12 protein-coding genes are annotated in these 11,518 nt (G+C 63.4%); 9 read left to right on the forward strand and 3 right to left on the reverse strand.

Annotation, left to right across the window (positions count from 1 at the left end):
- Positions 1–39: 39 nt before the first annotated feature.
- From ACMUOY_RS09535 to fba, 9 genes are all read left to right on the forward strand, one after another.
- Complete coding sequence (locus ACMUOY_RS09535; RefSeq protein ID WP_413892480.1) at positions 40–789, forward strand: HAD-IA family hydrolase; 750 nt, start codon at positions 40–42, stop codon at positions 787–789.
- Between the two features lie 18 nt (positions 790–807).
- Positions 808–1,530 carry a ribulose-phosphate 3-epimerase gene (rpe, locus tag ACMUOY_RS09540; protein WP_413892481.1) on the forward strand — a complete coding sequence of 241 codons (723 nt, stop codon included), beginning with the start codon at positions 808–810 and terminating at the stop codon, positions 1,528–1,530.
- Between the two features lie 30 nt (positions 1,531–1,560).
- A complete protein-coding gene (locus ACMUOY_RS09545; protein WP_413892482.1) occupies positions 1,561–2,655 on the forward strand; it encodes a class 1 fructose-bisphosphatase in 1,095 nt (364 codons plus the stop codon).
- Positions 2,656–2,743: 88 nt separating this feature from the next.
- Positions 2,744–3,625, forward strand: a complete 882-nt coding sequence (locus ACMUOY_RS09550; protein ID WP_413892483.1) for a phosphoribulokinase — start codon at positions 2,744–2,746, stop codon at positions 3,623–3,625.
- Between the two features lie 19 nt (positions 3,626–3,644).
- Entirely contained in the window at positions 3,645–5,726 is a 2,082-nt protein-coding gene (gene tkt, locus ACMUOY_RS09555; RefSeq protein WP_413892484.1) for a transketolase, read from the forward strand.
- A 22-nt stretch (positions 5,727–5,748) separates the two neighbouring features.
- A complete protein-coding gene (locus ACMUOY_RS09560) occupies positions 5,749–6,444 on the forward strand; it encodes an HAD-IA family hydrolase (RefSeq protein WP_413892485.1) in 696 nt (231 codons plus the stop codon).
- A 34-nt stretch (positions 6,445–6,478) separates the two neighbouring features.
- A complete protein-coding gene (gene gap, locus ACMUOY_RS09565; RefSeq protein ID WP_413892486.1) occupies positions 6,479–7,489 on the forward strand; it encodes a type I glyceraldehyde-3-phosphate dehydrogenase in 1,011 nt (336 codons plus the stop codon).
- 20 nt (positions 7,490–7,509) lie between these two features.
- The gene (locus ACMUOY_RS09570) at positions 7,510–8,703 is read left to right on the forward strand and encodes a phosphoglycerate kinase (protein ID WP_413892487.1); all 1,194 of its coding nucleotides are present in this window, start codon (positions 7,510–7,512) and stop codon (positions 8,701–8,703) included.
- Positions 8,704–8,830: 127 nt separating this feature from the next.
- Positions 8,831–9,868 carry a class II fructose-bisphosphate aldolase gene (gene fba / locus ACMUOY_RS09575; protein WP_413892488.1) on the forward strand — a complete coding sequence of 346 codons (1,038 nt, stop codon included), beginning with the start codon at positions 8,831–8,833 and terminating at the stop codon, positions 9,866–9,868.
- 28 nt (positions 9,869–9,896) lie between these two features.
- Here the strand turns inward: fba and ACMUOY_RS09580 are convergent, their stop codons facing one another.
- The 3 genes from ACMUOY_RS09580 to ACMUOY_RS09590 all read right to left on the reverse strand — a co-directional run.
- The gene (locus ACMUOY_RS09580; protein WP_413892489.1) at positions 9,897–10,388 is read right to left on the reverse strand and encodes a hypothetical protein; all 492 of its coding nucleotides are present in this window, start codon (positions 10,386–10,388) and stop codon (positions 9,897–9,899) included.
- 6 nt (positions 10,389–10,394) lie between these two features.
- Positions 10,395–10,694, reverse strand: coding sequence for a hypothetical protein (locus ACMUOY_RS09585; protein WP_413892490.1), 300 nt, complete (start codon positions 10,692–10,694; stop codon positions 10,395–10,397).
- Positions 10,695–10,868: 174 nt separating this feature from the next.
- A partial coding sequence (locus ACMUOY_RS09590; RefSeq protein WP_413892491.1) for an OmpP1/FadL family transporter occupies positions 10,869–11,518 on the reverse strand: 650 nt, incomplete at its 5' end.

Genomic DNA, 11,518 nt, shown 5'->3' on the forward strand with positions numbered 1-11,518 from the left:
GATATATCCAGCCGCACCCACCTCGTCGGAAAGAAGCCAATGTCCTCACCCGCCCTTCAAGCCCTCATTTTCGATGTCGACGGCACTCTGGCCGACACCGAAAGCGCGCACCGGGCAGCTTTCAACCATGCTTTTGCCGAACTGGGCATGGACTGGCAATGGGACGAGGCGCTGTACCTCGAACTTCTCAACATCTCGGGCGGCAAGGAGCGCATCCGTCATTACTGGATGCAGGCGCACCCCGACATCCGGGCGCTGGATGGCCAGGCGGTGCAGGACACCATCAACCAGATACACGAGCTCAAGACGGCCGCCTACGAGCAGGCCGTTCAGGACGGCGCCGTGGCATTGCGCCCGGGCGTGCTCAAGCTGATCGAGGCTGCTTTCACCGATGGCCTGCGCCTGGCGATTGCCACGACCACCTCACCGGTCAACATCACCGCTCTGCTGCGAACAGCCATTGGCCCGGACTGGCGACAGTATTTCACCGTGGTCGAGGATGCTTCCACCGCGCCTATCAAGAAGCCCCATCCACAGGTTTATCTGCAGACCCTGAATCGGCTCGAACTGCCCGCACGGGCTTGCCTTGCGCTGGAAGACTCGGCCAACGGGCTGCAGGCCGCGCTGGCGGCGTCTCTGGCGACGATCATCACGCCGAACGCATTTACCGCGCATCACGACTTCAAAAGCGCGCTGCGGGTGCTGCCGTCGCTGCGCTATGTCAATGTGGCCCACCTGCGTGCGTGGCATGCTGAAGCCAATGCAGGGAAGGCGTTGCTGCGCGCCTGATTCCATCCGGAGAACTCCATGACCCCACCTACCGTGCGCATCGCCCCCTCCATCCTGTCCGCGGACTTCGCCCGCTTGGGCGAGGAAGTCCGCGCCATCGAGGCGGCGGGCGCCGCGCTCGTGCACTTCGACGTGATGGACAACCACTACGTTCCCAACCTCACCATCGGCCCGCTGGTGTGCGAGGCGATCCGCCCGCATGTTCAGATTCCAATCGACGTGCACCTGATGGTGGAGCCGGTGGATGCGCTGATCCCGCTGTTTGCCAAGGCCGGCGCCAACATCATCACCTTCCACCCCGAGGCCAGCCGTCACGTTGACCGAACCTTGCAACTGATCCGCGACCACGGCTGCAAGGCCGGCATCGTGCTGAACCCGGCGACACCCCTGGACTGGATGGATCACGTGATGGACCGTCTCGACATCGTGCTGCTGATGAGCGTGAATCCGGGCTTTGGCGGGCAGAAATTCATCCCTTCCACGCTGCCCAAGCTGCGCGAAGCGCGCGCCCGTATCCGGGCGCATGAAGAAGCCGGTGGCCAGCCGATCTGGCTGGAGGTGGATGGCGGGGTCAAGACCGACAACATCCGCGAAATTGTGCAGGCGGGGGCCGACACCTGTGTGGCCGGCAGCGCGGTGTTTGGCGCGCCCGATGCCGATCGCGGCTACCGCACCGTGATGCAACAGCTGATCAAGGCTGCCGCCACTGACGTTGCGCCCACTGCGTCCGCGTTGCGCTGAATCCTTGAACCTTTCCGAGAGCAAACCACCATGACCACGCGCCGCCGTTTCACCCTCACGCAGTACCTCATCGAACAGCGTCGCCGCTTTCCCGGCGCCAGCGGCGATTTCAATGCCTTGCTGCTCGACGTGGCCCTGGCCTGCAAGGCCATCGCGCGATCGGTGGCCTTTGGCGAACTTTCCAGTGTGCTCGGTCATGCCGAGCCGGAGGTGACCACCAACGTCAACGTACAGGGAGAAGAACAGAAACGGCTCGACGTGATCAGCAACGAGTACTTCACCCAGATGACGGAGTGGGGCGGTCACCTCGCGGGCATGGCGTCCGAGGAGATGGACCACCCCTACCAGATCCCTGAGGCCCAGCAGCGGGGCAAGTACCTGTTGGTGTTCGACCCGCTCGACGGATCCAGCAACATCGATGTGAACGTGACGGTGGGCAGCATCTTCAGCATCCTGCGGGCTCCCCAGGACGTGATCGACAGCGGGCGCGATGTGGTGGAGACCGACTTCTTCCAGCCCGGTTCGCAACAGATGGCCGCCGGCTATGCGCTGTACGGACCTACCACCATGCTGGTGCTGTCCGTGGGCAACGGGGCAGCGGGCTTCACGCTGGACCCGAACCTGGGGCAGTTCATGTTGACCCACCCGAACCTGCAGATCCCCGCGGACACGCAGGAGTTCGCCATCAACGCCTCCAACAGCCGCTTCTGGGAGCCGCCGGTGAAGCGCTACGTGGATGAGTGCCTGGCCGGCAAGACCGGCCCACGCGGCAAGGACTTCAACATGCGCTGGATTGCCAGCATGGTGGCCGAGGCGCACCGCATCCTCATGCGAGGCGGTGTCTTCATGTACCCCCGCGACACCAAGGATCCCAGCAAACCCGGGCGTCTGCGCCTGCTGTATGAGGCCAATCCGATCGGTTTCATCATCGAGCAGGCCGGCGGGCGCGCCTCCACCGGCCGTCAGCCTATGCTGGGCGTGATGCCGACATCGCTGCACCAGCGCATCGGCCTGGTGTTCGGTTCGAAGAACGAGGTGGAGCGCATCGAGCGCTACCACACCGAGCCTGTGCCGCGCGAGATCGAGAATCCGCTGTTTGCCCCGCGCAGCCTGTTTCGCGACTGAATGCTACTGAAAATGTAGCTAATTGCGACCATTCCACGCTGGGTAAAGCACAAATTCATTCAAAAACCACTTATCCGAGGGTCCCACCATGTCAGAACGCCATCCCATCATCGCGATCACCGGTTCGTCGGGCGCGGGTACCACCTCGGTGACGCGCACCTTTGAGAACATCTTCCGCCGAGAAAACGTGAACGCAGCCATCATCGAAGGCGACAGCTTCCACCGGTACGACCGCAAGGAGATGAAGCTCAAGGCGGCCGAAGCTGAAAAGGCAGGCAACAACAACTTCAGCCATTTCGGAGCCGAGAACAACCTGTTTCCCGAGCTGGAGACGCTGTTCCGCGACTACGCGACCACCGGCACCGGCAAGCGTCGCAAGTACCTGCACGACATGGAGGAGGCCGCGCCCTACAAACAGGAGCCGGGTACCTTCACGCCCTGGGAAGACGTTCCTGCCAACACCGATCTGCTGTTCTATGAAGGCCTGCACGGCGCCGTGGTTACGCCCGAGGTCAACATCGCCCAGCACCCGGACCTGTTGATCGGCGTGGTGCCGGTCATCAACCTGGAGTGGATCCAGAAGCTCTACCGCGACAAGAAACAGCGCGGCTACAGCACCGAGGCCGTGACGGACACCATCCTGCGCCGCATGCCGGATTACGTGAACTACATCTGCCCGCAGTTCATGCACACGCATGTGAACTTCCAGCGGGTGCCGATGGTGGACACCTCCAATCCCTTCATCGCCCGCGATATTCCGAGCGCCGACGAGAGCATGGTGGTGATCCGGTTCTCCAACCCCAAGGGCATCGATTTCCAGTACCTGCGCAACATGATCAACGATTCGTTCATGTCGCGCGCCAACACCATCGTGGTGCCAGGGGGCAAGATGGAGCTCGCCATGCAGCTGATCTTCACGCCCTTCGTCTGGCGGATGATGGAGCGCCGCAAGCGGGCTCTCGCAGCCTGAAACCAGGGAGACCCGCACCATGCAGAACCCAACCCCCGAGTTTGCCCGCCAGATGGCCAACGCCATCCGCATTCTGGCGGTCGACGCCGTTGAAAAAGCGAAGTCAGGCCATCCCGGCGCCCCCATGGGCATGGCCGACATTGCCGAGGTGCTGTGGAACCGCCACCTCAAGCACAACCCGGCCAATCCCCACTGGCCGGACCGTGACCGCTTTGTGCTGAGCAACGGCCACGGCTCGATGCTGATCTACGCGCTGCTGCACCTTACCGGCTACGACCTGTCCATGGACGAGCTGAAGAAGTTCCGGCAGCTGCACAGCAAGACCGCCGGCCACCCGGAGTTCGGCATCACGCCCGGCGTGGAAACCACCACCGGGCCGCTGGGCCAGGGCATCAGCAACGCAGTGGGCATGGCGCTGGCCGAGAAGCTGCTGGCGGCCGAGTTCAACCGCGAGGAAGACGGCACGAGTTACGACATCGTCGACCACTTCACCTACGCCTTCCTGGGCGACGGCTGCATGATGGAAGGCATCAGCCACGAGGCGTGTTCGCTGGCCGGCACGCTGCGCCTTTCAAAACTGATCGCGTTCTACGACGACAACGGCATCTCGATCGACGGCCATGTGGAAGGCTGGTTCACCGACGACACGCCGGCCCGCTTTGCGGCCTACGGCTGGAACGTGATCGCTGCCGTGGACGGCCATGACGCAGCGGCGCTGGACGCGGCCATCCACAAGGCCCGCGCCCAGGCCAGCCATGTCGATGGCAAGCCCACGCTGATCTGCTGCAAGACGGTGATTGGCATGGGTTCACCCAACAAGGCCGGCACGCACGATGTGCATGGGGCTGCGCTGGGGGCTGCGGAAGTGGCCGCCACGCGAGAGGCGATGGGCTGGACGGCAGCGCCGTTCGAAATTCCGGCTGACATCGCGGGCGCCTGGAACGCAGTGGCGCGCGGCGTCGCGACCGAACGGGCCTGGCGTGAGAGATTCGAGGCGTATCGCTCACAGTTCCCGCTGGAGGCGGCGGAATTCGAGCGCCGCATGGCGGGCGATCTGAGTGAGGGTTATGCCAGCGGACTGGACGCCGCACTGGCGACGATTGCGGCGAAACCGGACGCGGTCGCCACCCGCAAGGCCAGCCAGAACGCGCTGGACCTGCTGGCGCCGCTGCTCCCTGAGTTCTTTGGCGGCAGCGCTGACCTGACCAGTTCCAACCTGACCAATTTCAAGGGCTGCGTGAAAGCGGGCCGCGACCACTGGGGCAATCACCTGAGTTACGGCGTGCGCGAATTCGGCATGGCCGCCATCATGAACGGCATCGCGCTGCACCGTGGCTACATCCCCTACGGCGGCACCTTCCTGACCTTCAGCGACTACAGCCGCAATGCCATCCGCATGGCCGCGCTGATGAAGCTGCGCGTGATCCACGTCTTCACACACGACTCCATCGGCCTGGGCGAGGATGGCCCCACGCATCAGTCGGTCGAGCACGTGCCTTCTTTGCGCATCATTCCCGGGCTGGACGTCTGGCGCCCGGCAGATGGCCTGGAGACAGCCGTGGCCTGGGCCTGCGCCGTGGAGCGGCGCGATGGCCCCAGCGCACTGGCGCTCTCGCGCCAGAACCTGCCACGCCTGACCGACGTGGCCATGGTGGGCAACATCCGAAAGGGCGGCTATGTGTTGGCCGAACAGCCCAACCCGCAGGCGGTGATCGTCGCCACAGGCTCCGAAACCTCGCTGGCCATGGCAGCGCACCAGGCTTTGAGCGCGCTGGGCATTGCCACCCGGGTCGTCTCCATGCCTTGCACCAATGTGTTCGACCGGCAGAGCGAGGCCTACCAGGAAATGATCCTGCCGCTGGCCCTGCCGACCGTGGCGGTGGAAGCCGCGCACCCCGACTTCTGGCGCAAGTACGTGGGGCGCACCGGCGTGGTGGTGGGTATCGCCAGTTTCGGCGAGTCGGCCCCTGCCGGCGACCTGTACAAGCACTTCGGCATCACACCGGAGCGGGTGGTGGAGGCGGTGCGCACGTTGGTACACCGCGCAGCGCATCGGGGCGAGCAACCCTTGCCTGAGCACATCGTGCCGGGCACGCACTGAAACGCTTCACCGGGTCGCGACCATGTCCAGAGCTTTTGACCTGATGCTGTTTGACCTCGACGGCACGCTGATCGAAACCGCGCCGGAAATCTGCGATGCGGTCAACGACACGCTGCGCCAGTTTCACCTGCCCGAAGTTTCCCAGCAGCAGGTCAACGACTGGATCGGCCACGGCACGCGCACCCTGCTGATCCAGGCGCTCGCGTTTGCCGGTGACACCACGGTGGATACCGTGCGCCAGTCCGACAGCCTGGCGCTGATCGCCGCGGAGTTCGACAAGCACTACCTGCGCCGCTGTGGCACGCGCAGCCACCTCTACCCGCAGGTGCGCGAGGTGCTGCAAGCCCTGCACGCCCAGGGCGTGAAACTGGCCGTCGTGACCAACAAGGAATCGCGCTACACCACCACGGTGCTCGACGCACACCAGCTTTCAGCGGTTTTCGACCGTGTGGTCAGTGGCGATACTTTGTCTGTGAAGAAGCCGGACCCGGCCGGCATCCACAGCTGCCTGACGCAGTTTCAGGTGGAACGCGACCGCACGTTGTTCGTCGGCGACTCGTCCATCGACGTGGCCACAGCGCGCAACGCCGGCGTACCGGTGTGGGTGCTGCCCTACGGCTACAACATGGGCGAGCCGATCGAGGCCTGCGCGCCGGACCGGGTGATCGCCGACTTCACCGCTTTGCTGGCAACGCTGACATCGCTGTCGCCCGCCTGAATTCCTTCAACTCGCTTTTTTCGGAATACGTGTCATGACCCTCAAGATCGGCATCAACGGCTTCGGCCGTATCGGACGCAACGTGCTGCGCAGCGCGATTCAGAACTTCGCAGACATCGAGGTCGTCGCCATCAACGACCTGCTGGAGCCCGACTATCTGGCCTACATGCTGCAATACGACAGCGTGCACGGTCGCTTCAAGGGCACCGTCAGCGTGGACGGCAACACCCTGATCGTCAACGGCAAGAAGATCCGCCTGACGCAGGAGAAGGACCCTGCCAACCTGAAGTGGAACGAGGTCGGCGCCGACATCGTGATCGAATCCACCGGCATCTTCCTGGACAAGGCCGGTGGTGAAAAGCACCTGGCCGCCGGTGCGAAGAAAGTGATCTTCTCGGCGCCTTCCAAGGACGACACCCCCATGTTCGTCTATGGCGTGAACGACAACACCTATGCCGGCCAGGCCATCATCTCCAACGCCTCGTGCACCACCAACTGCCTGGCCCCCGTGGCCAAAGTGCTGCACGACAAGTGGGGCATCAAGCGCGGCCTCATGACCACGGTGCACGCCGCCACCGCCACGCAAAAGACGGTGGACGGCCCGTCCAACAAGGACTGGCGCGGCGGCCGCGGCATCCTGGAGAACATCATTCCTTCCAGCACGGGTGCTGCCAAGGCGGTGGGCGTGGTCATTCCGTCGCTGAACAAGAAGCTCACCGGCATGTCTTTCCGCGTGCCGACCAGCGATGTGTCCGTGGTCGACCTGACCTGCGAACTGAACAGCGAAGCGACGCTAAAGGACATCTGCGCGGAGATGAAGGCCCAGAGCGAAGGCGCGCTCAAGGGCGTGCTGGGTTACACCGAAGACAAGGTGGTGGCCACCGACTTCCGTGGCGAGACCTGCACCAGCGTGTTCGACGCCGACGCCAGCATTGCGCTGGACGGCACCTTCGTGAAGATCGTGGCCTGGTACGACAACGAGTGGGGCTACTCCAACAAGTGCCTGGAGATGGTGCGCGTGGTCGCCACCACCGGCGCACGCTGAACGGCGTAAGGTCCTCCGTCATGAAAGTCCTCCGTTTCTCCGACGTGGTGGCCAGCGGATTTGCGGCCGGCAAACGCGTTTTCATCCGCGCCGACCTCAACGTCCCGCAGGACGACAGTGGCGCGATCACCGAAGACACCCGCATCCGCGCCAGCGTGCCCTGCATCCAGATGGCGCTGGACGCCGGCGCCGCCGTCATGGTCACCAGCCACCTGGGCCGTCCCACCGAGGGCGACTTCAAGCCCGAAGACTCCCTGGCCCCCGTAGCCAAACGGCTAGGGGAGTTGCTGGGCCGTGAAGTTCCCGTGATCGCCAACTGGGTCGATGGCGTCACCGTCGCCCCTGGTCAGCTCGTGCTGCTGGAAAACTGCCGCGTCAACAAGGGCGAGAAAAAGAACAACGAAGACCTGGCGAAGAAGATGGCCGCCCTGTGCGACATCTTTGTCAACGACGCCTTCGGCACCGCGCACCGCGCCGAAGGCACCACCTACGGCATCGCCCAGTTCGCCCCGATTGCCTGCGCCGGCCCGCTCTTGGCCACCGAGATCGACGCCATCACCAAAGCCCTGGCGCACCCGAAGCGCCCGCTGGTGGCCATCGTCGCCGGCTCCAAGGTCTCCACCAAGCTCACCATCCTCAAGAGCCTGTCGGCCAATGTGGACCAGCTCATCGTCGGCGGCGGCATCGCCAACACCTTCATGCTGGCCGCCGGCCTGAAGATCGGCAAGAGCCTGGCCGAGGCCGATCTGGTGGGTGAAGCCAAGGCCGTGATCGAGGCCATGAAGGCGCGCGGTGCCGAGGTGCCGATCCCGACCGACGTCGTCACCGCCAAGGAATTCAAGGCCGACGCGAAAGCCGAAATCAAGGCCGCCACCGACGTGGCCGATGACGACCTGATCCTGGACATCGGGCCCGAGACCGCCAAACGGCTCGCCGCCCAGCTGAAGAAGGCCGGCACCATTGTCTGGAACGGCCCGGTGGGCGTGTTCGAGTTCGCCGCGTTCGAGAACGGCACCAAGGTCATTGCGCAGGCGATTGCCCAATCCGACGCCTTCAGCATTGCTGGCGGCGGCGACACGCTGGCGGCGATCGCCAAGTACGGCATCGAGAAGGACGTGGGCTACATCTCCACCGGCGGCGGGGCCTTCCTGGAGGTGCTGGAGGGCAAGACGCTGCCGGCGCTGGAGATTCTCACGAAGCGCGCGGCGGGCTGAGGCTCTTGCACAGGGCGGCTCCCACGATCCGGCGACTTCGGTTTTTGTAGCTGTATACGACCATTTGACGCTGGGATGATGCCAATTTGATTCATATTTTCCTTTTCTTTTCCTCTGGAGACACCTCATGGCCCTGATTTCCCTTCGCCAAGTGCTGGACCACGCAGCCGAGCACGGCTACGGCGTGCCAGCGTTCAATGTCAACAACCTGGAGCAGATTCTCGCCATCATGGAAGCGGCGCAGGAAACCGACAGTCCGGTGATCCTTCAGGCCTCGGCCGGCGCCCGCAAATACGCCGGTGAAGCCTACCTGCGCCACATGATGCTGGCGGCGGTCGAGAGCCATCCCGACATTCCCGTTGTGGTGCACCAGGACCATGGAACCTCCGCCGCGGTGTGCCAGCAGTCGATCCGCTCGGGCTTCACCAGCGTGATGATGGACGGCTCGCTGATGACCGACGGCAAGACGCCTGCCAGCTACGAGTACAACGTGGACATCACGCGCCGGGTTTGCGAAATGTCGCATGCGGTCGGCGTTTCGGTCGAAGGCGAACTGGGCTGCCTGGGCTCATTGGAAACCGGCGACGCGGGTGAAGAAGACGGCATCGGTGCCGAAGGCAAGCTCAGCCACGACCAGATGCTGACCGACCCGGTACAGGCGAAGGACTTTGTGGCGAAGACCGGTGTTGACGCCCTGGCGATTGCCATCGGCACCAGCCACGGCGCCTACAAGTTCACGCGCAAGCCCACCGGCGACATCCTGGCCATCGACCGCATTGCGGCCATCCATGCGCAGATCCCCAGCACCCATCTCGTGATGCACGGATCGAGCAGCGTGCCGCAGGAATGGCTGGCGATCATTCGGCAGTTTGGTGGTGACATCAAGGAGACCTATGGCGTTCCCGTGGAGGAGATCCAGCGCGGCATCCAGAGTGGCGTGCGCAAGATCAACATCGATACCGACATCCGGCTGGCCATGACCGGCGCCATGCGCCAGGTGTTTGCGCAACAGCCCAGCGAGTTTGATCCACGCAAGGCGCTGACGGCGGCGAAGAATGCGGCCCGCGCCATCGTCAAGACACGGTTTGAGGCGTTTGGCTGTGCGGGGCACGCCTCAAAGATCAAGCCGGTACCGCTGGAAGCGATGGCCAGGCTTTACAACTGAGGTCCGTCAGACCGTCCAGTCGCAAGGGTCAGTCCTGCGCCAGCAAGGCGGAACCCCGCTGGCGGAACTGCTCGGCTTTCTTCTCATCGATGGAAAGCCGGATCAGCTTGTGGCAGCGCTCCAACGTCTGAACCAGCGCGTCGTGCTCATCGCCCGAATCCTGAAGGCGTTGCACCACGGCACCTGAATGGGCGCCGAGCAGTTCCTGCGCGAGTTGGATCAGCGCTTTCTTCGGTGAGATGGTGACCGGGGCTTGCGAAGGAATGGGTGGTGCATCGGACGCTATGGCGCCGGGCGCATTCGTCGTTCCGACGGCTTCGATCAGACCATTGCGCTCCAGCCACTCCAGGTGCTCCTTGCATTCGGAAATGAACGAACACTTCTGCAGCAACTCGGAGCAACGTGTCTTTCCGTCAACGAGAATCAGGATGGATCGCACCTTCTGTGGCACTGCGGCCGTGCGGTGCGTCAGCTCTTCGAGGCCTTTGCGTGTCTTGGCGTAGATGACAGCACCGTTCATGAGGCGTCAGCTGGTGAGTTCTTCGATGATGCGAAAGATCAGGCGCACGGTGATCAACACGTAGATGGCGCCAAAGAAGAAGATCAGCGCCACGATCAGGTTGATGATATTGGCTGGCAACATCGTGAAAAAGGGCGTCACGAAGTAGCCCACGGTGAACAGCGTGACCAAGACGGTCAGGAGGCGCCACTGTTTGCCCACCACGCCGCCAGGAATCTTGCTGCGCAGGGTGAACACCATGTACAGGCACACCAGCATCACGGCAATGGCCGCGACGTTGATGACCGAGATCAGATTGGCTTGCATGTCGCTTTCCTCGTTTCAGTGTCAGGACGCAGACGCACCAGCATCCGTCCCGGGAAGATGGTCCTTCAAGTGGCGGGCGCGTCGTGGACGGGCCCGCCATCACAGGGCTGCAAGGTCATCCCGGCAGCCTGGGTATCGGTTGGCCCGGATCGCCATTCCGGGCAGGAGACCGAATTACCAGCGCCAGGCGTACTGGACGCCGATCGAGTTCTGGGACATGGAGATGGTCTCCGTGCCGCCGGCGCCCGGCCCCATCATCGCGTTGAACATGGAACTGCCACTCACGGACTGCTTGGGCGCATACATATAGGCGAAGGTCAGTTCCGATTTCGGAGAGAACGCATAGGTGCCGCCCAGCGTGAAGTGCGATGTGGTCACTCCTGGGGCAACGATGTTGAAGGTTACGTCCGCCGACGGAACCGGATTGGTTCCGACATTGACCCCCGCGCGCAGCGTCCATTGCGGCGTGGCCTGCCATTCGGCGCCAACCTTCCACACATTGACGTTCTTCCATCCGAAGCCAGGGCCACTGGAGCCGCCAAGGCAATTGGCATAGTTGCCCATCATGCAGCCACCGATGTTGGAGCTGGGATTGCCCACGGAGGGGACGCCGGCGTAGTTGATTCGCTGATAGTCAACGGCGATCAACAGGTCGGGTGTAGCCTTGATGCTGGCGCCCAGCGCGTAGTTCTCGGGAATGTCGAACTTGCCGCTCTCGGCAAACAGTCCGGAGTACTTGTCGAACTTGCTCATGGAAACCTTGGGCGAATAGGAGGCGCCCAAGGAGATCTTGTCGGTGACCTTTCCGAGGTAACCCAGCCGCA

Origin of the sequence: Candidatus Skiveiella danica, from assembly GCF_022705245.1 — a bacterium.
In the GTDB taxonomy this organism is placed as follows: domain Bacteria; phylum Pseudomonadota; class Gammaproteobacteria; order Burkholderiales; family Burkholderiaceae_C; genus Skiveiella; species Skiveiella danica.

What these genes read in the sequence shown, in the direction of transcription:
- ACMUOY_RS09535 (WP_413892480.1), top strand. Translation starts at nt 40, where the DNA reads ATGTCCTCACCCGCCCTTCAAGCCCTCATTTTCGATGTCGACGGCACT.
- rpe (WP_413892481.1), top strand. Translation starts at nt 808, where the DNA reads ATGACCCCACCTACCGTGCGCATCGCCCCCTCCATCCTGTCCGCGGAC.
- ACMUOY_RS09545 (WP_413892482.1), top strand. Translation starts at nt 1,561, where the DNA reads ATGACCACGCGCCGCCGTTTCACCCTCACGCAGTACCTCATCGAACAG.
- ACMUOY_RS09550 (WP_413892483.1), top strand. Translation starts at nt 2,744, where the DNA reads ATGTCAGAACGCCATCCCATCATCGCGATCACCGGTTCGTCGGGCGCG.
- tkt (WP_413892484.1), top strand. Translation starts at nt 3,645, where the DNA reads ATGCAGAACCCAACCCCCGAGTTTGCCCGCCAGATGGCCAACGCCATC.
- ACMUOY_RS09560 (WP_413892485.1), top strand. Translation starts at nt 5,749, where the DNA reads ATGTCCAGAGCTTTTGACCTGATGCTGTTTGACCTCGACGGCACGCTG.
- gap (WP_413892486.1), top strand. Translation starts at nt 6,479, where the DNA reads ATGACCCTCAAGATCGGCATCAACGGCTTCGGCCGTATCGGACGCAAC.
- ACMUOY_RS09570 (WP_413892487.1), top strand. Translation starts at nt 7,510, where the DNA reads ATGAAAGTCCTCCGTTTCTCCGACGTGGTGGCCAGCGGATTTGCGGCC.
- fba (WP_413892488.1), top strand. Translation starts at nt 8,831, where the DNA reads ATGGCCCTGATTTCCCTTCGCCAAGTGCTGGACCACGCAGCCGAGCAC.
- ACMUOY_RS09580 (WP_413892489.1), bottom strand. Translation starts at nt 10,388, where the DNA reads ATGAACGGTGCTGTCATCTACGCCAAGACACGCAAAGGCCTCGAAGAG.
- ACMUOY_RS09585 (WP_413892490.1), bottom strand. Translation starts at nt 10,694, where the DNA reads ATGCAAGCCAATCTGATCTCGGTCATCAACGTCGCGGCCATTGCCGTG.